General features: G+C 62.5%; 16 protein-coding genes. 11 read left to right on the top strand and 5 right to left on the bottom strand.

All coding sequences use genetic code 11. The features are described from left to right. Positions 1–120: 120 nt before the first annotated feature. Together HB778_RS34165 and HB778_RS34160 are read left to right on the top strand one after the other, a co-directional pair. On the top strand, positions 121–1,497 hold the full coding sequence (locus HB778_RS34165) for a TolC family outer membrane protein (protein ID WP_280515938.1): 1,377 nt from the start codon (positions 121–123) through the stop codon (positions 1,495–1,497). 202 nt (positions 1,498–1,699) lie between these two features. Next, positions 1,700–2,563: a PopZ family protein gene (locus tag HB778_RS34160; protein ID WP_183460279.1), complete on the top strand. Its 864-nt coding sequence runs from the start codon at positions 1,700–1,702 to the stop codon at positions 2,561–2,563. A 59-nt stretch (positions 2,564–2,622) separates the two neighbouring features. Here the strand turns inward: HB778_RS34160 and HB778_RS34155 are convergent, their stop codons facing one another. Beyond that, positions 2,623–3,255 (bottom strand): bleomycin resistance protein, encoded by a 633-nt coding sequence (locus HB778_RS34155; protein WP_183460277.1) that lies wholly within the window; start codon positions 3,253–3,255, stop codon positions 2,623–2,625. A 167-nt stretch (positions 3,256–3,422) separates the two neighbouring features. Here HB778_RS34155 and HB778_RS34150 point away from each other — a divergent pair, with 167 nt between their 5' ends. The 6 genes from HB778_RS34150 to HB778_RS34125 all read left to right on the top strand — a co-directional run bounded on the left by HB778_RS34150 (position 3,423) and on the right by HB778_RS34125 (position 12,734). Then, complete coding sequence (locus HB778_RS34150) at positions 3,423–3,740, top strand: zinc ribbon domain-containing protein (RefSeq protein ID WP_183460275.1); 318 nt, start codon at positions 3,423–3,425, stop codon at positions 3,738–3,740. Between the two features lie 116 nt (positions 3,741–3,856). Next, positions 3,857–6,640 carry a valine--tRNA ligase gene (locus tag HB778_RS34145; RefSeq protein WP_183460273.1) on the top strand — a complete coding sequence of 928 codons (2,784 nt, stop codon included), beginning with the start codon at positions 3,857–3,859 and terminating at the stop codon, positions 6,638–6,640. A 357-nt stretch (positions 6,641–6,997) separates the two neighbouring features. Beyond that, positions 6,998–8,218 carry an OmpP1/FadL family transporter gene (locus HB778_RS34140; RefSeq protein WP_183460265.1) on the top strand — a complete coding sequence of 407 codons (1,221 nt, stop codon included), beginning with the start codon at positions 6,998–7,000 and terminating at the stop codon, positions 8,216–8,218. Positions 8,219–8,614: 396 nt separating this feature from the next. Then, a complete protein-coding gene (locus tag HB778_RS34135) occupies positions 8,615–9,880 on the top strand; it encodes an OmpP1/FadL family transporter (protein WP_183460263.1) in 1,266 nt (421 codons plus the stop codon). A gap of 291 nt (positions 9,881–10,171) precedes the next feature. Then, the gene (ilvD, locus tag HB778_RS34130; RefSeq protein WP_183460261.1) at positions 10,172–11,896 is read left to right on the top strand and encodes a dihydroxy-acid dehydratase; all 1,725 of its coding nucleotides are present in this window, start codon (positions 10,172–10,174) and stop codon (positions 11,894–11,896) included. Beyond that, entirely contained in the window at positions 11,883–12,734 is an 852-nt protein-coding gene (locus tag HB778_RS34125) for a tetratricopeptide repeat protein (protein ID WP_027043784.1), read from the top strand. The genes ilvD and HB778_RS34125 overlap by 14 nt, the downstream gene beginning before the upstream one ends. A gap of 50 nt (positions 12,735–12,784) precedes the next feature. Here the strand turns inward: HB778_RS34125 and HB778_RS34120 are convergent, their stop codons facing one another. The 4 genes from HB778_RS34120 to erpA all read right to left on the bottom strand — a co-directional run bounded on the left by HB778_RS34120 (position 12,785) and on the right by erpA (position 14,751). After that, the gene (locus HB778_RS34120; protein WP_183460259.1) at positions 12,785–13,102 is read right to left on the bottom strand and encodes a hypothetical protein; all 318 of its coding nucleotides are present in this window, start codon (positions 13,100–13,102) and stop codon (positions 12,785–12,787) included. 102 nt (positions 13,103–13,204) lie between these two features. Continuing rightward, entirely contained in the window at positions 13,205–13,999 is a 795-nt protein-coding gene (xth, locus tag HB778_RS34115; protein ID WP_183460257.1) for an exodeoxyribonuclease III, read from the bottom strand. A gap of 7 nt (positions 14,000–14,006) precedes the next feature. Further along, positions 14,007–14,399 carry a VOC family protein gene (locus HB778_RS34110; RefSeq protein WP_183460255.1) on the bottom strand — a complete coding sequence of 131 codons (393 nt, stop codon included), beginning with the start codon at positions 14,397–14,399 and terminating at the stop codon, positions 14,007–14,009. Between the two features lie 4 nt (positions 14,400–14,403). Next, complete coding sequence (gene erpA / locus HB778_RS34105) at positions 14,404–14,751, bottom strand: iron-sulfur cluster insertion protein ErpA (protein ID WP_027024881.1); 348 nt, start codon at positions 14,749–14,751, stop codon at positions 14,404–14,406. A 90-nt stretch (positions 14,752–14,841) separates the two neighbouring features. On the opposite strand from erpA, the gene HB778_RS34100 reads away from it, so the two are divergent. The 3 genes from HB778_RS34100 (at position 14,842) to HB778_RS34090 (ending at position 21,355) form a co-directional block, all read left to right on the top strand. After that, positions 14,842–16,056, top strand: a complete 1,215-nt coding sequence (locus HB778_RS34100) for a deoxyguanosinetriphosphate triphosphohydrolase (RefSeq protein ID WP_183460253.1) — start codon at positions 14,842–14,844, stop codon at positions 16,054–16,056. Positions 16,057–16,119: 63 nt separating this feature from the next. After that, a complete protein-coding gene (gene argS, locus HB778_RS34095) occupies positions 16,120–17,877 on the top strand; it encodes an arginine--tRNA ligase (RefSeq protein ID WP_183460251.1) in 1,758 nt (585 codons plus the stop codon). Positions 17,878–17,980: 103 nt separating this feature from the next. Continuing rightward, entirely contained in the window at positions 17,981–21,355 is a 3,375-nt protein-coding gene (locus HB778_RS34090) for an SPOR domain-containing protein (RefSeq protein ID WP_183460249.1), read from the top strand. Positions 21,356–21,461 lie beyond the last annotated feature (106 nt).

The raw sequence follows: 21,461 nt of genomic DNA, 5'->3' as shown, positions 1-21,461 counted from the left end.
CTCAGACTGGGGGCACTTTGGGACCGAGCGACAGGGAACATAAAGACACGCCACTCCGGCTCCTTTAACGAGAAGCTGGCGCGGCGCGGTTCCCATGGAAAACGAATGAGGGATATACCCGTGCCGTCTGTATCCAAGACTCTTTTTGCCGCCATTCTCGTTTCCGCGACCGCGCTGTCGCCCCTGACCGCCTCGGCGGAGACCATCACCGGCGCGCTCGCCAAGGCCTATCAGTACAATTCCACGCTGAATTCGTCCCGCGCCGGTGTGCGCGTCACCGACGAAGGCGTGGCCATTGCCAAGTCCGGCTGGCGCCCGACCATCAACGGAACTGCCGACGCGAATTATGTGAACACGCGCGTCAGCGGCGCCAACAGCAAAACGGGGTCGGCCAGCGTCGGCATCGTCATCAACCAGACCCTGTTCGACGGTTTTCAGACCAGGAACAATGTGGCGGCCGCGGAAGCCCAGGTGAAGGCGTCGGTGGAGAGCCTGCGTAACACCGAGGAGAACACGCTGTTCAATGCGGCCAGCGCCTATATGGACGTGATCCGCGATCGGCAGATCGCCGTACTGACCGAACAGAACCTGCAGTTCCTGACCGAGCAGGCGCGCGCCGCGCGCTCGCGTTTCGAGGTTGGCGAGGGCACGCGCACCGACGTTGCGCAGGCCGATGCGTCGCGCGCCTCGGCCGTAGCTTCTCTCAGCGCCGCCCGCGCGCAGGCATTGGCCAGCGCCGCGCTCTATCACCAGATCGTCGGCGACGAGCCGGGCAAGCTCAAGCCGGCTGCGCCATTGGCGAAGCTGTTGCCGTCGAGCCTCGCTTCGGCGATTGCCATTGGTTCGGCCGAACATCCGGCCATTCTCTCCACCCAACATCTGGTCGACGCGGCCGCGTTTTCGGTGAAGTCGGCGGAAGGCGCCCTGTTGCCGCAGCTTACCGCCTCTGCCGGCATCTCGGATGACTATCTCAATCGTAATCCGAACATCGGAACGAACGGCAATTCGACCTCGGCCAATATCGGCGCGACATTGACCATTCCGATCTATTCGGCCGGCCGGACCTCGGCGGTCGTGCGCCAGAACAAGGAATCGCTGGGCGAGGCCCGCATCCAGGTCGATGTCAGCCGTGATCAGGTGCGCCAGGCCGTTGCCACCGCATGGTCGCAATACACAGCCGCGCAGCAGAGCGTCTCGGCCAACAAGCAGGTGGTCGACGCCGCGCAACTGGCGCTGAACGGCGTCATCGAAGAGCGCAATGTCGGCCAGCGCACAACGCTCGACGTGCTCAACGCGCAGGCCACCGTCATCACAGCCAAGATCAACCAGGCCAATTCCGAACACGATGTGGTCGTGGCGAGCTATGCCATACTGTCGGCGATGGGTCGCCTGTCGGTCGACCGGCTTGGCTTGGCGGTGACCAAATACAAGCCCGAAGAGCACTACAACGCCGTCAAGGACAAGTGGATCGGCGTGCGTACGCCGGATGGCCGCTAGGCGCTGACAGCGACTTGTGAAGCGGGACCCTTCTTGAAAATGGTCCTGCTTCGATTTCCTGCTCTAATCTGTTGAAATCCCACATGTCCCCAGATTGGGGATTCTCGTGCGGCGATCCGTCGGTTACGCTGTCGCCATGATTCGAATCCGGCTTGTGTCGGAGCGGAAACCCACAGGGGTCACAAGGGCGGCGGATGTGACGATGGCCACGGCAAGCAGCGCACAGCGCGAACCTTCCATGGAAGAGATACTGGCTTCCATCAGGAGGATCATCGAGGACAGCGACAACGGTCGCAAGCAGCCGGGCGAGGCCGAAGAGTTGCGGCAGGATCTGGAGCCGTCGCCAAGCGAGGCGCCGGCCGCCGACGTCGATGCGTTTCGTGCCGAACTGCATGCCGCCCCTGAAGTCAGGAAGCCCGTCGCGCTCGCGGAAGTCCAGGCGCCTTCGCCCGAGCCCGCGCGCATGGAAGCGCAGACGCGCGCCGATCCTGTGCCTGTCAAGCCGGCGATGACGCTTGCCGAGGTCAGCGCCAGGATCGCCGCCGAGCCGGTGCCTGTCGTCAGGACCGATGCGCCAATGGTCCCAAAGGCTGGGGTCCCAGAGGCTGACGCCCCGGTAGCCAGCGCGACAAGCGATGCCATCGTTGCCGATTGGCGCCGCGAGATCGCGGCGGTCGGAGAGCAAGCGAAAGCGATACCGGACAGGAGCATCCGCAAGCTGGTCGCCCAGCCCGAGGCGGCGGTGAGCGAACCGGTGGTGGAGGCTGCGTTCGAGCGGCCTTCTTCAAGCGGCGCTCCGGCAGGCACCGCCCAGGCACGTGCGGCGGCAAATGAAGCGCCCGCGGTCCGCGCCGCAATCCTTTCCGAACATACGGGCCGTCAGGTCGCAGCCGCATTCGGCGAGCTGTCCGATGCCTTTGCCAGCCGCAGCAAGAAGACATTCGACGAAATGGCCGAGGAGATGCTGCGGCCGATGCTGCAGGACTGGCTGGACAACAATCTGCCGACGCTGGTCGAAAGGCTGGTGCGCGAGGAGATCGAGCGCGTCGCGCGCGGCGCGCAGTAATCTCCTCCAGCGATCACTCTCGAAACGCCGCCCGTGAGGCGGCGTTTTTGTCGATGAGGTCAGCCCGCGCTGGTCGCGAAGCAGATGAGGTTGCCGTCGGGATCCTTGACGATGAATGTGCGGGCGCCCCACGGTTCGGTCCGCAATGTCTGGTGGAACGGGGCCGTGGCCGCCTGATACTCCAGAAACAGAGCCTTGATGTTGTCGACAACGATCGTCGCCGCCAGTAGGTCATCAGTCGAATTGGCGGCGAGTGGAGGCTTGTCGACGTGGCGCAGGTTGAGCCGTGCGCCATCGCGGATGATTTGGGCGTAGAAGGGTGGCTCGCCATAGGTGAAGCGCGTCTCGAAGCCGAGCTTTTGTCGGTAGAAATTACAGGCCGCTACGATGTCGCAGACAAAGAGCTGTGGCTCGGCAAAGGCGAGATGCGGTTTTGCGGCGTCTGTTGCTGCATGATCGGTCACGGTTTGAAGGCCTTCCTTCAGCGCCTGCCAGCTCTCGAAACCTGACTTCCTGGCGACGAGTTCCTGGGCATCGGCAAGCTTGAAGCTGTGATCGAGGATCTGGCTGTCGCTGAAATGGCGAAAACGCGGCAACAGCCATCCAATCACAGCGGCGACGGGATAATACCGCTCGCGGTGCCATTTGAGATAGAGCTTGGCCTGTTTCTTGTGGTGTTCGAGGGTCGGCATGGGCGCATTGCGGGGTTGAGGTAGCGTAGGCGGGCAATGCCCCTCCGGCCGGAAGCCGATGCGCCCTACAGCAGCCTTGGCAGGATATTGCCGCCAGGCTGCGAGGTCAAGGATATCGCCCTTTCAAAGCCATATCCGATTGGTATCCTTGGCCGATGGACCGAGAGTTGACGTACAGCTACCGATTGCGGGCGATGGTTCCGATGCTGACCGACGATGAGTATCGGGAGGTCGTCGGCGACCCGGCAACTCTATATTTTCAGGTAAAGAGATTCATCTCCAGGCACGGCCAGTGGACAGAAATGAAGCATCCGGCGGCCGATCGCTATCGCGAGCGGACCGGAGTAACACTTCATCATACTTTCTGGCTCCTGCATGTCCGCCGTTCCGACTACGGCCCCGACTGCCCAGCCTGCGGAAAGCCCTACCGGACACCAAGGGCGAAGTTTTGCGCCGAGTGCGGGCACGACCTTCCGTTGAAATGAACACGGGCACGCCTATTTGCTTCTCATGAAGCGAGGCGGCCCTTGCGGTTGACTTGGCCAAGACCTTCCGATTTACACCGAACCAGCAAAATCCCGACAGCGCGGACCATTTTCCCATGCTTGAAAAGACCTACGACGCAAAGACCGTCGAGCCGAAGATCGCCAAAGTGTGGGAAGAGGCCGACGCGTTTCGCGCCGGCGCCGGCGCCGAGGAGGGGGCCGAGGCCTTCACCATCGTCATCCCGCCGCCCAACGTCACCGGCTCGCTGCATATGGGCCACGCGCTCAACAACACGCTGCAGGACATTTTGGTGCGCTTCGAGCGCATGCGCGGCAAGAACGTGCTGTGGCAGCCGGGCATGGACCATGCCGGTATCGCCACGCAGATGGTGGTCGAGCGCCAGCTGATGGAAAAGCAGATCCACCGCCGCGATCTCACGCGCGAGGAGTTCATCGAGAAGGTTTGGGAGTGGAAGGCCGAATCCGGCGGCGCCATCTTCAACCAGCTGAAGCGGCTCGGCGCCTCTGCCGACTGGTCGCGCGAGCGCTTTACCATGGATGAGGGCCTGTCCAAGGCCGTGCTCGAAGTCTTCGTCACGCTCTACAAGGAAGGGCTGATCTACAAGGACAAGCGCCTTGTGAACTGGGATCCGAAACTGCTGACCGCGATCTCCGATCTCGAGGTCGAGCAGCAGGAAGTCAACGGCAATCTCTGGCACTTCCGCTATCCCGTGGAAGGCGAGACCTTCGACCCCGAAAATCCGAAAACCTTCATCACCGTGGCGACCACGCGCCCGGAGACGATGCTGGGTGATACGGCGGTGGCGGTGCATCCGGACGACGAGCGGTACCGGCATCTGGTCGGCAAGAACGTCGTCTTGCCGATCGTCGGCCGCAAGATACCTGTGGTGGCGGACGAGTATTCCGACCCCGAAAAGGGTTCGGGTGCGGTCAAGATCACGCCGGCGCATGATTTCAACGATTTCGAGGTCGGCAAGCGCCACAAGCTGCCGGCCATCAACATCCTGACCGTCGAAGCCGCCATCAAGCTGAAGGACAATGAGGACTTCCTCGCCGGTCTCGATGTGACGCCGGAGCGCCAGGCTGTGTGGGACGAACTCGACGGCCTCGACCGTTTCATCGCGCGCAAGAAGATCGTCGACCTAATGGAAGCCGGCGGCTTCCTCGAAAAGATCGAGCCGCATCGCCACGCCGTGCCGCATGGCGATCGCGGCGGCGTGCCGATCGAGCCGTTCCTGACCGAGCAGTGGTATGCCAATGCAGCCGAACTCGCCAAGCCGGCGATCGCCTCGGTGCGCGAAGGCCGCACCAATTTCGTGCCGAAGAACTGGGAGAAAACCTATTTCGACTGGATGGAAAACATCCAGCCCTGGTGCATCTCGCGCCAGCTGTGGTGGGGCCATCAGATTCCGGCCTGGTACGGACCGGATGGGCGCGTCTTTGTCGAGAAGACCGAGGAAGAGGCGCTGGGTGCGGCGATCGAGTATTATCTGGCGCTCGAAGGCCCGTGGAAGGCCTGGGTCGAGGACAAGCTGGAAAACTTTAAGCCGGGCGAGATCCTGACCCGCGACGAGGATGTGCTCGACACCTGGTTCTCGTCGGCGCTGTGGCCGTTCTCGACGCTGGGCTGGCCGGATCAGACGCCGGAGCTGAAAACCTACTACCAGACCGACGTGCTGGTGACCGGCTTCGACATCATCTTCTTCTGGGTTGCCCGCATGATGATGATGGGCCTGCATTTCATGGACGAGGAGCCGTTCCACACCGTCTATGTGCATGCGCTGGTGCGTGACAAGAACGGGCAGAAGATGTCGAAGTCGAAAGGCAACGTCATCGACCCGCTCGACCTGATCGACGAGTTTGGCGCCGATGCGCTGCGCTTCACGCTGACGGTGATGGCGGCGCAAGGCCGCGACGTGAAGCTCGACCCGGCGCGCATCGCCGGCTACCGCAATTTCGGCACCAAGCTGTGGAACGCGACGCGCTTCGCCGAAATGAACGAAGTTGCGCGCAATGACGATTTCTGGCTGAACGATGCCAGGCTGGCGGTCAACCGCTGGATCCTGACGGAGCTGACGCGGGCTGCGCGGGAGATCACGGACGGCATCACCTCATACCGCTTCAACGAGGCGGCTGGCGCTGCCTACCGGTTCGTCTGGAACCTGTTCTGTGACTGGTACCTGGAGCTGCTGAAGCCGGTGTTCATGGGCACGGACGAGGCGGCCAAGGCCGAAAGCCGCGCCTGCGTCGCCTTCGTGCTCGACGAGATCTACAAGTTGCTGCACCCGATGATGCCGTTCATGACGGAAGAGCTGTGGGGGCAGACGGCGGGCGAGGGCAAGGAGCGCGGCTCGCTGCTTTGCCATGCGGCATGGCCGTCGCCTGACTTCGAGGACGCTGATGCAGCCGCCGATATCAACTGGCTGGTCGATCTCGTCTCCGGCATTCGCTCGGTGCGCTCGGAGATGAACGTGCCGCCGGCGGCGATCGCGCCGCTGGTCGTGGTCGGCGCCAACGATGTGACGCGCGAGCGCCTGGTTCGCGAGGACTCGGCGATCAAGCGGCTGGCGCGCGTCGGCGACATCTCGCTGGCTGACACGGCACCCAAGGGCTCGGCGCAGATCGTCCTCAACGAGGCAACCATCTGTCTGCCGCTCGGCAACCTGATCGACCTCGCCGCCGAGGCCGCCCGGCTGCAGAAGGAACTGGCCAAGGTGACCGAGGAAATCGCGCGCCTGCACAAGAAGCTGTCGAATGAAAGGTTCGTCGCCAGCGCGCCGGCCGAGATCGTCGACGCCGAGCGCGAAAAGCTCGCCGAATACCGCGATGCGCAGGACAAGCTTTCTGTGGCCCTGACCAGGGTTCGCGACGCCGGTTGAGGCGGCAGGATTCGGCTTGCTCGGCGTGCCTTCAGCGGAGGTGTTTTGCCTCGAAAATAGGCATTCCGCTGCGTTAATTTTGACGTAAACGGAAACTTTTAGCCCCATTGTTGCCATAATGTAACAATGGGGGCGTAACCCCTGAAAGCGGCTGTTTTTTGAGCCGTTTTGGGCTTTTTTCTTCATTTTCCAGTCCGGCAAACCAGCTTCGGGCCGTTTTTAGCCTTACGGTACGCCTGTGCATTTTGTCGAAAATGCGTTTGGCGAACATGTACATGTACGCCCCATGAATTCGTTGTTGCGCCGTTAACCTGAATTGGTTCTAGCTTGATGCACTCGAATTCGGGGAGGACATTCATGACTATTCTGCGACTGAAAGCGCTGCTGGGGGCGGGGTGCTATTCGCTTGCTTTGATCGGGACGGCACATGCCGGCGGTTTCGACCGCGGCGGCGTCAATATCGACCAGTTGTTCGATGCTGCCCCATATTCGTTCGACGCCGGCGTCACCTACGTGTCGCCACAGCGCAAGCTGAAGAATGTGCAGCGCCTAGATGGTTCAGGTCTGTCGACGTCAGAAGTAGACGTCGGTGGTGACTATGCTGTGCCTCGAATCGGAATCAAGGCCAGCATATTCGAACCCGTGGACTGTCTCGCAAGCTATTCTAAGCCCTACGGCGCTGACGCGGATTACGGAACGAACAACGCATATTCGACAACCGCATCCAAATACTCGGTCAAAACGAACGATTACGGCCTCACCTGCTCCTATAAATTCAACGTCGGGAAAGGCGCTTTAAGATTCATCGGCGGCGTTTCCTACCAGGATGTCGATGCATTCTTGTCACGTCAGACGCTGTTGGCTTTTGGCAACACGGGCCTCGGGAAATTCCACCTTACGGACTCGGCATGGGGATGGCGCGCGGGCACCGCTTATGAAATCCCTGACATCGCTCTGCGTGCGAGCCTGATGTATTATTCGAGCTACAAATATGATGGACTTTCCGGAACCGTCGATACGACAGGCTTTAGCGGAACGTTTCCGGCAAATATCGTACCGGGGTCCACCGGAATATATCCAGTGTCCGCCTCCGCCGAGATACCCCAAGCTCTCGAATTCAAGTTGCAGAGCGGTATAGCTCCAGGCTGGCTTGCCTTTGGCTCGGTGCGTTGGCAGCAGTGGAGCAAGCTTGGCATTATTCCGATCAGTGGCGTGCGCAGCCCCGTGACAGGTGCTCCTTCGCCCGTTTCCTTCGATTTGCTCTATCGCGATGGCTGGACGATTTCGGGCGGCATCGGTCACAAGTTCACTGACCAGCTATCTGGCCTGGTTTCGCTGACTTGGGATCGTGGAACCTCGACAGTCTCCGGTTATCAATCCGACACATATGCCTTGGCGACCGGCATTTCCTACTCGCCGAACGACAAAGTGGAAGTCAGGCTTGGCGGCTCGATCGGCGTGCTGACCAGCGGATCGTCAACTTTCCCTGGCGTTGGTGATACGGCAAATGCCGTGACCTATACCTATGGCAATGATCTGCTCTTGGCAGGCTCAGCTTCGGTCAAGATCAAATTCTAGGGTTCTAAACATTCGGACGAAAAGGCCGGGCACGCGCCCGGCCTTTTCGTTTGCCCGATCGGCCGATCCGCGAGTGCCAACGCTGTTCTAAACCGGCATTCCGTAGCGTCACGGTTGACGTTAACGGAAGTTTTCGCCGCATTGTTGCCATAATGTAACAGCGGGCAAATTAGCTATTGAAGATGTTATTTTTGGGCTGGTTTCGTCTGATTTTCCTGGGTTTTTGGCTGGGCATTGGGCGCAGACAGGCATTTCGGCTCGACGGCATTGATGGCCATACATCGGGAAATGCATTTTCTCAAAAATACGTACGTGTACGCCTCTTGAAATCATTGTTGCGCTACCCACGCAAATTGGTTCTTGCTTGAGTTGTAGTTGGGTTCGGGGAGGCGATTCATGTTCAATCTGCGTCTTAAAGCGCTCTTGGGGGCGGGGTGTTTTTCGCTGGCTTTGATCGGGACGGCGATGAGTTCGGCGCATGCCGGCGGTCTGGAACGCGGCGGTTACGACATCGATCTGCTGTTCGATCCTGCCCAAGTCACGGGTCAGGTCACCGGCACCTATGTGATGCCGCAACGCAACCTCAAGAACGTGAAGGACACCGACCCGTCTGACGGCCCCCTTAACCTTATCCCGGGCTTCTCCAACAGTGCTCGCGATACCGAAAGTTATTGGGTGCCGAGCGTCGGTATCAAGGCGGGTATGGGCCCCGTCGATTGTCTCGTCGACTACGGCCAGCCGATCGGTGCGTCCAGCAACCCAGGTCGGAACTGGGCCGGCGCGAACAGCAATGTTGACACCGAGGTGAAGAGCGAGGCCGTGGGCGGAACCTGTTCTTACAAGATGGATCTCGGCAAAGGACAGTTTCGTTTCATCGGCGGCGTGTTCCACGAAAATGTTTCTGGCTTCAAAGAACAATTGGTGGCTCCCATTCCCGGTGCGGGCATAGGGCGCCTTGACCTCGAGGGAGACGGCTGGGGATGGCGAGCCGGCGTTGCCTATGAGATTCCGGATATCGCCCTGCGCGCCAGCCTGGTCTATAATTCGGCGGTCAAGCTCGACAATTTGGATGGAACGCTGGATTTGACTCAGGTGCCTGCGGCCCTCAATCCGTTCAATCCGTATTTGGGCAAGGTAACGAACGTTAGCGGTTCCTCGGAAGTTCCGGATTCTCTGGAGCTCAAGCTTCAGTCGGGCATAGCTCCCGGCTGGCTGGCATTCGGATCCATAAAGTGGATGAATTGGAGCGAGCTGCAGAGCATTCCGTTTTGCCCGACCGGCACGGCTTCCTGCACCACAACCAGCTCTTCAAAGCTTACCTCGCTTGATTTGCTCTATCGCGATGGCTGGACGGTTTCCGGCGGTATCGGCCACAAATTCAACGATCAGTGGAGCGGTGCGGCGGTTATCACCTGGGATCGCGGAACGACGACCGGCCTGAGCGCCCAGACCGATACCTGGACGCTCAGCGGTGGCGTGGCCTACACGCCCACTCAGAATATCGAACTCCGTTTCGGTGGAGCGATCGGCGTGCTGACCAGTGGATCGATACATACGGCCGTAAGCTCAGATGACGGCCTGGTCTACGACAATGGCTATACCGCCGACTTCGGCAATGACCTTGTCACGGCGCTTTCGACTTCATTGAAAGTCAAATGGTAACCGACTGAAATTGAACGAAAAAAGGCCGGGCGTCGCCCGGCCTTTTTCGTTTGTGCAGGCATTGCCGCTGGCCCCGGTATCCAAGCTGCGTTGCATATAAGCCGCACTGGTGCCACCTCGTGCGATTGTGACGTTTTGGCAACACTTTCTGAACAACCCCTGCGCTACAAATCCGCCTGAGGAAATTGCCCATTTCCCGCCATAAACCCGGCGCACCTCGAAATGGTCTCGGGACACGCGCCAAAAGGCTCGGCGATGGGACAGGCCGCACCGCCCGCGGCAAGGATGAGAATGGACGCCAAGGTCATTTCAAAGGCTAAGCTCCCTAGCCGCCACGTGACTGTCGGTCCGGCGCGTGCGCCGCACCGTTCGTATCTCTATGCCATGGGCCTTTCCGCGGCCGAGATCGCGCAGCCGCTGGTCGGCGTCGCCTCCTGCTGGAATGAAGCGGCACCCTGCAACATCTCGCTGATGCGCCAGGCGCAGGTGGTCAAGAAGGGGGTAGCTGCCGCCAACGGCACGCCGCGCGAATTCTGCACCATCACCGTCACCGACGGCATCGCCATGGGCCACCAGGGCATGAAGTCGTCGCTGGTGTCGCGCGAGGTCATCGCCGATTCGGTCGAACTCACCATGCGCGGCCACTGCTACGATGCGCTGGTCGGGCTTGCCGGCTGCGACAAGTCGCTGCCCGGCATGATGATGGCCATGGTGCGGCTCAACGTGCCGTCGATCTTCATCTATGGCGGTTCGATCCTGCCCGGCAGCTATCGCGGCCGCCAAATCACCGTGCAGGATGTGTTCGAAGCGGTCGGCCAGCATTCGGTCGGCACGATCGGCGATGCCGAGCTGCTCGAGATCGAACAGGCCGCCTGTCCGTCGGCCGGCTCCTGCGGCGCGCAGTTCACCGCCAACACCATGGCCACCGTCGCCGAGGCGATCGGTCTGGCGCTGCCCTATTCCTGCGGCGCGCCGGCGCCTTACGAAATGCGCGACCGCTTCAATTTCGCCTCGGGCGAAAAGATCATGGAGCTGATCGCGAAAAACATCCGGCCGCGTGACATCGTCACGCTGAAGGCGCTGGAGAATGCGGCGACCGTGGTTTCCGCCACCGGCGGCTCGACCAATGCAGCCCTGCATCTGCCGGCGATCGCGCATGAGGCAGGGATAAAGTTCGACCTCTTCGACGTGGCGAAAATTTTCGAGAAGACGCCTTACATCGCCGACCTCAAGCCGGGCGGCAAATATGTCGCCAAGGACATGTTCGAGGCCGGCGGCATTCCGCTGTTGATGAAGACGCTGCTCGACCATGGCTATCTGCATGGCGATTGCCTGACGGTCACTGGCCGCACTTTGGCCGAAAACATGGAGCACGTTGCCTGGAATGAACACCAGGATGTGGTCCGCCCGGCCAACAGACCAATTACCCAAACCGGCGGTGTCGTGGGGTTGAAGGGAAACCTTGCCCCCGAAGGCGCGATCGTGAAGGTCGCGGGCATGGCGGAGTTGAAATTCTCCGGCCCGGCGCGCTGCTTCGATTCGGAAGAGGAATGTTTCGAGGCGGTGACGCATCGCAACTACAGAGAAGGCGAGGTCCTCGTCATTCGCTACGAAGGACCGCGCGGCGGCCCGGGCATGCGCGAGATGCTGTCGACGACGGCAGCGCTCTACGGTCAGGGCATGGGCGGCAAGGTGGCGCTGATCACCGACGGCCGCTTCTCGGGCGCGACGCGCGGCTTCTGCATCGGCCATGTCGGGCCGGAAGCAGCGGTTGGCGGCCCGATCGGTCTCATCCGGGATGGCGACGTGATCTCGATCGATGCGGTGAATGGCACGATCGACGTGGCGCTGACCGAGGCCGAACTGGCGGCGCGGGCAAAGACATGGAAGGCGCGCACGACCGACTACCAGTCGGGCGCGATATGGAAATACGCACAGACGGTCGGGTCTGCCCGCGACGGCGCGGTCACCCATCCAGGCGGTGCGAAAGAAACACACTGCTATGCGGATATCTGAGTTGTTGAAGTCAACACCAGAGTTGTTGAGGTCGTCTGTCCTTCCGGCACTGGTCGCTGTCGCGATCTTTGGCGCCGTGGGCCAGGCTTTGGCCTTCGACGACAAGGTGTTCGACGACAAGACCGGCGTGAAGCCGCAGTCGAGCCCCTGGGCGGTGTTCCAGTTCGGCTTCTCCGCCTATAAGAACGGCCACAAGGAACAGGCCGCCGAGGCCTATAAATACGCCGCCGAAAACGGCCAGATCGGCGCCACCTGGAAGCTTGCCCGCATGTATGCCGAAGGCGACGGCGTGGCGCGCGACGACTATGAGGCGTTCAAGTTCTTCTCCGAGATCGTCGACCAGGATGTCGAGCCCGGCTCGCCTGAGGAAAGCTACGTCTCCGACGCGCTGGTGGCGCTCGGCGACTATCTGCGCACGGGCATTCCCGGCAGCCCGGTCACCGAGAACGAGGTGGCGGCGCAGGAATATTACATGCGCGCCGCCGCCAACTACCGCAATCCGAACGCCCAGTTCGAAATGGGGCAGATGTTCCTGAAGGGCGAGGGCGGCGTGAAGGCCAGCGTCAAGCAGGCGGGGCGCTGGTTCCAGCTCGCCGCCGAGAAGGGCCATGCCGGCGCGCAGGCGACGCTTGGCCATCTCTTGTTCCAGAGTGGCAAGATCGTTCGTGGCCTGGCGATGATGACCGCGGCACTCGAACGCGCCTCGCCGGCCGACCAGCCCTGGATTCGCGGCATGCAGGAAGAGGCCTTCGCCGCCGCCGGCGAAGCCGACCGGCGCACGGCGATTTCACTGGCCGACGACATCCTCACCAAGGGCACCGCCAACACGGACCAGTAAGGTCGTCTGCCGGCATCTCCCCACAACGGGAGATCGGCTAATGGGCAAAATCAGTTCTCGGTCGGCTCTGTCGGCACCATGCTTGGCGCGGGCGTCGAGATCGGGGTGACGTGCAGATGCGGCGCCATCGTGTTTTCGGGACAGCTGTCGCCGACCTTGGTCCAGGATGTGTTGTTGAGCACCATCTCGCAGCGCGCCAGATGGCTCTGGTCGGCAACGGTCAGGCAGGCGACCTGGCCGACCGGATAGGATTTTCCATTGGCGAGACATTCCGGGGCGGCGAAGGCCGGCAACATCGCGGCCGTGGCAAATGCCACGCCGATCGGACAAACAACAAATCGAATGGTCATGGGAACCCCAGCCGCCATGATGATTTTCTCTCATGCGCCCGATTTGTGGCGATACAACGTCCAGACCAATCGACGGCGGAGGGGCTCCGGTCAGGCCGGCTGCAAGGCGAGGGGCTCCGGTCAGGCCGGCTGCAAGGCGAGGTCGATCGCCACCGGCACGTGATCGGACGGCTTTTCCCAGGCGCGCACATGCTTTTCGATCGAGGCCGACGAGAACCGGTTGGCGGCTTCCGGCGACAGCAGCAGATGGTCGATGCGGATGCCGTTGTTTTTCTGCCAGGCGCCGGCCTGATAGTCCCAGAAGGTGTAGGTGTCGGGCGCATCGGTGACTGCGCGCACCGCTTCGGTGAAGCCGAGGTTGAGCAGCCGCCGGAAGGCCTGCCGCGTCTGCGGCTGAAACAGCGCGTCGCCCAACCAGTTCTCCGGAAAGCGTGCGTCGATCGGCTCGGGAATGACGTTGTAGTCGCCGGCCAGCACCAGTGCCTCTTCCAGCCTCAGCCGCTCCTCGGCCCAGCGCTCCAGCCGCGCCATCCAGTTCAGCTTGTAGGGGAACTTTTTGTCGTCATCGATCGGGTTGCCGTTCGGCAGATAGAGCGAGGCGACCCGAAGCGCGCCCTTGTCGGTCGAGAACACGCCTTCGATGAAACGCGCCTGCTCGTCGGTGTCGTCGCCCGGCAGGCCGCGATTGACTTCGTCGAAGCGCAGCTTCGACAGCAACGCCACGCCATTGAAACCCTTCTGGCCGTGGGTTTCGACATTGTAGCCGAGCGCCTCGATCTCGGCGCGCGGGAACTGCTCGTCGACCGTCTTGATCTCCTGCAGGCAGACGATGTCGGGCGCGCTCTCGGTCAGCCAATGGGTGAGGTTGCCGATGCGGGCGCGCACGCCGTTGATGTTCCAGGTGACGATTTTCATGACGGTCTTATTCTTCCTGCGGCGGGTGGCGTTCGACGAGGCCGATCGTATTGCCTGCCGGGTCCTTTAGGAAGGCCATCCACTCGCTTTCCCCCGCCTGACCGAATTGGCCCTCGGTATCGCGATGCACGAGCGTCGGCGGCGCGGTGAAGGGGACGCCAGCGGCTTTCGCCTCGGCGTGGAAGGCCTCGAGGCCCGCAATGTCGAGATAGACCGTGCCGGCCGGAACGCCGTCGGTGAACAGTAGCCTGACATCGCCGGCCATGATGAAGGCGATACCGGGAGGATCGTAGCGGGCGTGAACGCCCATGCCGAGCACGTCACGCCAGAAGGCTAGCGTCGAATCAAGATCGCGTCCGGCCGACAGCGCGACCTGACGGACCGCGCCGATGGCAGGCATGCCGCTAGATGGAGAAACTGGTGCCGCAGCCGCAGGAGGCGACCGCATTCGGATTGCGGATCTGGAAGGACTGGCCCATCAGATCGTCGACGAAGTCGATTACCGAGCCGCCCATATAGACCAGCGACAGATCGTCGATCAGCACGGTCGCGCCATCCTTCTCGATGGCGACGTCGTCGTCGTTGCGCGTGTCGACCAGATCGAACTTGTAGGAAAAGCCGGAGCATCCGCCGCCTTCGACGGAAACGCGCAGCGCCGTCTTGCCGGCCTCGCCAGACACAATCTTGGCAATCCGCCTGGCGGCGGCTTCGGTCATGTCCACTTTCATGGCGGTCTTGGCATCAGCGCCCATGGGCGTCACCTTGCTTTCGGTTTCACATGATAGGTATGAAGCGCGAGGGGCCAAGTCAACTAGATCAAGTCAACTGCGGCAGCATCAGCCATGACCAATGAGTTGGGCGACATCGGGTTCGGCTATCGGCCGCGCGCGACCTATGCCACCGATCCGGCGCGCTCGCGCGGACGGCTGTTCGACGAGGTCGAAAGCCCGACCCGCACGCCGTTCCAGCGCGACCGCGACCGCATCATCCATTCGACGGCATTCCGGCGGCTCAAGCACAAGACCCAGGTCTTCATCGCCCATGAGGGCGACCATTACCGCACAAGACTGACCCATTCGATCGAAGTGGCGCAGATTGCACGTGCGCTGGCGCGGGCGTTGCGCGGCGACGAGGATCTCGCCGAGGCGGTGGCGCTGGTGCACGATTTCGGCCACACGCCCTTCGGCCATACCGGCGAGGACGCGCTGAACGACAAGATGGCGGCCTGGGGCGGTTTCGATCACAACGCGCAATCGCTGCGCATCGTGACGCGGCTGGAGGCGCGCTACGCCGAATTCGATGGGCTGAACCTGACTTGGGAGACGCTGGAAGGCCTGGTCAAGCACAATGGCCCGCTGACCGACGCCAGCGGCAAGGGCCTGAAAGGGCCGGTGCCGCAGGCGATCCGCGATTATTCGGAACTGCAGGATCTCGAACTCGACCGGTTCGCCGGCATCGAAGCGCAATGTGCCGCGATCGCCGACGACATCGCCTACAACACGCACGACATTGACGACGGCCTGCGGTCAGGGCTGCTGACGCTCGACATGTTGGAGGCGGTCTCGCTGCCGGGAAAGATCCTGGAGGGCGTGCGCCAACGCTATCCCGGGCTCGATGACGTGCGCACCGGCCACGAACTGATGCGGCGGCAGATCACCGCCATGGTCGAGGATGTCATCGTCTGCGCGACCGCCAATCTGGAACGAGTCAGGCCCCAGAGCGCCGATGCGGTGCGGGCGGCGGGCGAGACGATGGTGACCTTTTCCGCCGAGATGGCCGCAGCCGAGAAGGAACTGAAAGCCTTTCTCTACAAGCACCTCTACCGGCACGAGGAGGTGATGCGGGTGCGCGCCGGCGCCGAGCAGATCGTCAGAGAGCTGTTCGACGTCTATTTCGCCGACCCGCGCGCCATGCCGGATGGCTGGCGCGAGGGGCTGGACAGGGCCGACGATCGCATCAAGGCGCGCAGCGTCGCCGATTTCCTGGCCGGGATGACCGACACCTACGCGCTCAAGGAACACAGGCGTTTGTTTGACCGCACCCCGGATTTGAGCTAGGGCGGGCGCGATTTTGCCGGCCAACGAGCCGGATTCGCCATAAAGCCACCAGAGCAATACCCCATGAACATCTTCGCCGATTTCACCGCGCGAGTCACAAAGGCTGTCGAAGCGCTCGATCTGAAAGACAAGGATGGCGTTTCGCCCGACCTGTCGCGCATTGCCGTCGAACCGCCGCGCGACCCCAGCCATGGCGATCTCGCGACCAATGCGGCGATGGTGCTGGCCAAGCCCACCGGCCAGAACCCGCGCGCGCTGGCCGAAAGGCTGGCACTGGCGCTTCGGGACGACAACGATGTCGCCGCCGTCGACGTCGCCGGTCCCGGCTTCGTCAATCTGAGGCTGAAGGACGGCTTCTGGCAGGCCCATCTGTCGGCCCTTCTGGGCGATGGGCGCAATTATGGCCGCTCGACGATCGGCGCCGGCCGGAAAACCAATGTCGAATATGTCTCCGCCAACCCGACGGGGCCGATGCATGTCGGCCATTGCCGGGGTGCGGTCGTCGGCGACGCGCTCGCCAACCTGATGGCGTTTGCCGGCTACGACGTGACCAAGGAATATGTCATCAACGATGCCGGCGGACAGATCGACGTTCTCGGCCGCTCGGTCATACTGCGGTATCGGGAGGCGCTCGGCGACGAGATCGGCGAGATCCCGACCGGCCTTTATCCAGGCGATTATCTGGTTCCTCTCGGCCAGGCGCTGGCGAAAGAGTTCGGCCGCAGCCTGCTCCAAATGCCCGAGGATGAGGCACTGGCCATCGTCAAAGACCGCGCAATCGACGCCATGATGGCGATGATCCGCGAGGATCTGGCGCTGCTCAACGTGCATCACGACGTGTTTTTCTCCGAACGCACGCTGCATGCCGACAATGCCAGGAAGATCCGTTCGGCGATCAACGACCTGACGCTGAAGGGTCATATCTACAAGGGCAAGCTGCCACCGCCCAAGGGCGAGAAGCCGGACGACTGGGAAGACCGCGAGCAGACGCTGTTCCGCTCGACGGCGGTCGGCGACGACATGGACCGGGCGCTGGTCAAGTCCGACGGGGCGTTCACCTATTTCGCCGCCGACGTGGCGTATCTGAAGGACAAGGTCGATCGCGGCTTCGTCGACCTGATCTACGTGCTCGGCGCCGACCATGGCGGTTACGTCAAGCGGCTGGAGGCGCTGGCGCGGGCAATTGCCGGCGATGAGGTCAAGCTCACTGTCCTGTTGTGCAACCTGGTCAAGCTGTTTCGCGATGGCGAGCCGGTCCGCATGTCGAAGCGGTCCGGCGATTTTGTCACGCTTCGGGAAGTGGTGGAGGAGGTCGGCCGCGACGCCATCCGCTTCATGATGCTGTATCGCAAGAGCGATGCGCCGCTCGACTTCGACTTCGCCAAGGTCACCGAGCAGTCCAAGGACAATCCGGTGTTTTATGTGCAGTACGCCTCGGCGCGCTGCCATTCGGTGTTTCGGCAGGCCAGCGAGCAGCTGGGCGAGGCGAATTTCGATCGCAAAAGCCTGGCTGCCGCGGCGGCTTTGCTGACCGACGAGGGCGAGCTTGGCCTGATCCGCAAGCTCGCCGAATATCCACGCCTGATCGAATCCGCCGCTCTTGCGCTGGAGCCGCATAGGCTGGCATTTTATCTCTATGATCTGGCTTCCAGTTTCCACGGACACTGGAACCGGGGCACGGATAATCCGGACTTACGTTTTGTTAAGGTTAACGACCGACAATTGACGCATGCCAGACTAGGGCTGGTGCAGGCTGTTTCGGACGTTCTCACGTCCGGCCTGACGCTGATCGGGGCCGCCGCGCCCACCGAAATGCGTTAGGTTTGACTAAAAAACCTGTCACCTTTTGCCCACATTGCGCTGGTAAGGGCCAACCCTGCGCGACGTCCATGGCGTCCGAATGAGTGCGAGTTCGGGAACAATAATGGCAGACAGAACCCAGCTGAGAGTAGCCGACAACAACGACATCGCTGACGATGATCCGTTCGCGGAACTGACCAGGATCATGGGATTCGACCCACGCCAGCCGGTCAAGCAGCAGGCGCGGGTCGAGCCGCAGGTCGCTGCCGCCAGTCAGCCCGTGCAAGAGGACGATTTCGACATCGACCTCGAAAAGGAACTGATGGGCGAGTTCGACGCTGGCGACAGCGATGCTGCTCCGGTTGTCGAGACTCATGAGCCGGCATTCGAAACGGCGGCCGTGCATGCGGCTGACGACGATCTTGCGCTGTCGCTCGACGACGATTTCCATCTGGACTTCACGGGTGCCGATGATCAGGCGGTCGTCGCCAGCCATGCCGATCTCGGCGCAGCCGAAGCCGTGTCATCCGTCGAACCTGCCTTCGACGCCGATTTCGACAACGCCGTCGCGAGTTCGCTCGATGACGTTTCGCCCTTCGAGGACGATCTGCCGATCGAGGAAGAACTCGCCGCGTCGCTCGATCAGGATTTTCACATCGAGGACCATGCCGTCGAGATCGAGGACGAGGCCGTAGAGGCCCAGCATGCCATTGCCGAAGTGCCGATGGCTGTCGAGCCGGCCCCTGAGCATGAATTCGATGATGCGGTCGCGCTTTCGCTCGAAGATGAACTGACGCTGGACGGCCATTCGGCTGATCAGCGCCCTGTGGCTGCGGCCACGGCCGACTATCCGGACCTGGTGCCAGCCGCCGCGCACGAGGCTGAGGCGATTTCCGACGAGGATTTCGACGGTCGCTTCGAGGCCGCGATGGCGGATGTCGATGTGGATTTTGACGTTCAGGCGGATGAGCCGGTGGCCTTTGACGTGGCTGATGCGCACGACGTGTCCGCCCATGCCGAGGATGCGAGGGACGAACTCTCGAGCTCCGAAGCCGCTTCGGAAGATGATTTCGATCTGAACCTGGATGACGCGTTCGCCGAGCCTGCCGAAGAGCCGGTCGCCGAGGTTGCGGCTGCCGCGGTCCAGCCGATAGCTCCAGCAACGCCAGCGGCCGTCATGGCCGAGCCGGCGCCGGCCCCAGTGGCGGACGAACGCAGCCTCGAAGACGAGTTGAACGCGCTTCTGGGCGCCATGACGGCGCGCACGCTGCCGTCGGCCAAGGAGCCTGTCGTGGCTCAGCCTGTCGCCGCTCAGCCCGTTGTGGCTCAGCCGGTTGCCGCTCCCGTTCAGCCGTATGCTGCTCCATATGCTGCCGCGCCTGCAAAGGCCGCCGAGGAACCGGCCGATCTTGTCGGCGATCTCGACTGGGATCTCGATGAGCAAGCGCCCGAGGATCTGCATGCCTCCAGTGCCGCTCACGATACCGATCTCGACAATCTGCTGCTCGACGAGCTTCAGGGCCAGGATCCTGGTTCGGATGCCGCTGATCTCGATGTCGATTTCGACAATGATGCGTTCGACGCAGCCTTGGCCAGGAGCCTAGATCCGCGCGACGAGCCTGCCTCCCGGCAGGATCCGGCCGATTCCCTCGATTGGCTGGCCGAGCGCTCCGCTCCGACGGAGCCGACCCGTTCGTGGAGCCGCGTGACGCCGGTTCCCCAGCAGCCGGCATTTGCCGCGCAGCCGGCCGCTTCGGTGGCCCCGGCAGTGGCTGTTGTGCCGACATACCGTGCGCCCGAGCCGGTTGCGGCTGCTCCTTATGCAGCCCCCGTATCGGCGCCACAGCCGCGACAGTCCTCGCGCTACGAAGAGATGCCCGATGTCGAAACGGTCGATGTGCCGGAGCGCGTCGTGGCGCTGGCGGACGATCTCGACATTCCGGAACTGCATTTCGAGGAAGACGAGCCGGCCACGGCTGGTTATGACGATCTCGACGCCGAGTTCGCCAGCCTTCTGACGGAAATGAATTCGGTGGAGGTTGCGCCGGCTCCAACTGCTCCCGCAAGCAGCGCTGCCTATGCCGACGAATCCTACAATGCCGGATTCACTTCGGGCTATCAGGCGCCGGCATATGAAGCGCCCAAGCCAGCCTTCCAGCCGGAAGCACGGACCTATGCGGCGCGGCCGGCGGAAATGCCTGCGCGCGCGGCGGCGAACACAGGCTATGCCGATGCCGCCGACGGCTTCGATCTCGACAATTTGCCCGGCAACCAGCCAGTCTCGCAGGCGGACGATTTCACCGTCGATGAACTCGACTATGATCCTGAGTTGGACGAGGCGATGTCCGTTCCGGGTCTCGGCGAGCGGCAAGCGGCCAAGCCGTCGGGCCGTCGTGGGCTGTTCATTGCCGCCATCGTCGGCGCCGTGGCGGTCGCGGGCGGCCTTGGTGCCTTTGCCCTGTCTTTCGGCGGCAAGGGCGGCAGCGAAGCTCCGGTGATCGTCAAGGCCGACAATTCGCCGATCAAGGTCAAGCCGGAAAATCCGGGCGGCACCGTGGTGCCGAACCAGGACAACAAGGTCTACGACGCGGTGGTCAAGGGCGCGAAGCCCGCCGAGCCGGTGCAGCAGAAGCTTGTCACCAACACCGAGGTCCCTGTGGATGTGCAGGCGAAGGATCCGGCCCGTGCCATCGATCTTTCTGCTGATCAGAGCGCCGCCGCCGGCGGCGCCGATGGCGGCAATGCCGCGCCGACCGCAAGTGCTGCGCCGACTGACAACGCCGCGCCGAGCGGCAATGCGGCGCCCGCGCCCAAGTCCGAGGATCGCATCGCGCAGGTGCTGCAGGATGCCGACAAGGGCACCAACACCGATGTCGTCGCCGTCGCGCCGCGCAAGGTGAGGACCATGGTGGTGAAATCGGACGGCTCGCTGGTGCCGCGCGAGGATCCGGCACCGGCCGTGCCGCAGGTAGCGGCGGCCGAGCCGACCGATCCGGCGCCGCAGCATGTCGCGCCTTCCGCCGATGCCGACCAGACCGGCACGGTGGCGCCCGCCGCTGCCCAGTCGGACGAGGAGTCAGCCCTCAAGCCGGCAGCCAAACCGGCCAAGCCCGAGGCCAAGGCGCAATCGGCTAACACTCCGGCAAAGGTCGCGATCGCGCCGCAGCGTCCGTCCGACCAGCCGGTCGACGTCGTCGGCGAGGTCAAGCCCGATCAGGTTGCGTCCATCGATCCGGCAACGACGGCGACCGGTGGTGGTTCGTGGTCGATGCAGGTTGCTTCGCAGCCGACCGTGGAAAGCGCCCAGTCGACCTACCAGGACCTGCAGCGCCGCTACGGCAGCGTGCTTGCCGGGCGCACCGCCAACATCGTCAAGGCCGAGATCGCCGGCAAGGGCACGTTCTACCGCGTCCGCGTCGTGGCCCAGTCGCGCAACGATGCCATCAATCTGTGCACCAGCTACAAGGCTGCTGGCGGCAATTGCTTCGTGTCGCGTTAGACGACGTTCAACCGTTCAAAGCCGGCGCGGCCCCAGGTCGCGCCGGCTTTTTCATGTGCCCGGCGTTTTTCATGTGGAAGCATTTCTGCCGTTGGACCGCATGTAC

The sequence above is a fragment of the Mesorhizobium huakuii genome (assembly GCF_014189455.1).
GTDB lineage: Bacteria > Pseudomonadota > Alphaproteobacteria > Rhizobiales > Rhizobiaceae > Mesorhizobium > Mesorhizobium huakuii_A.
The sequence above is the reverse complement of the archived record's forward strand: the minus strand, read 5'-3'. Positions and strand labels throughout refer to the sequence as shown.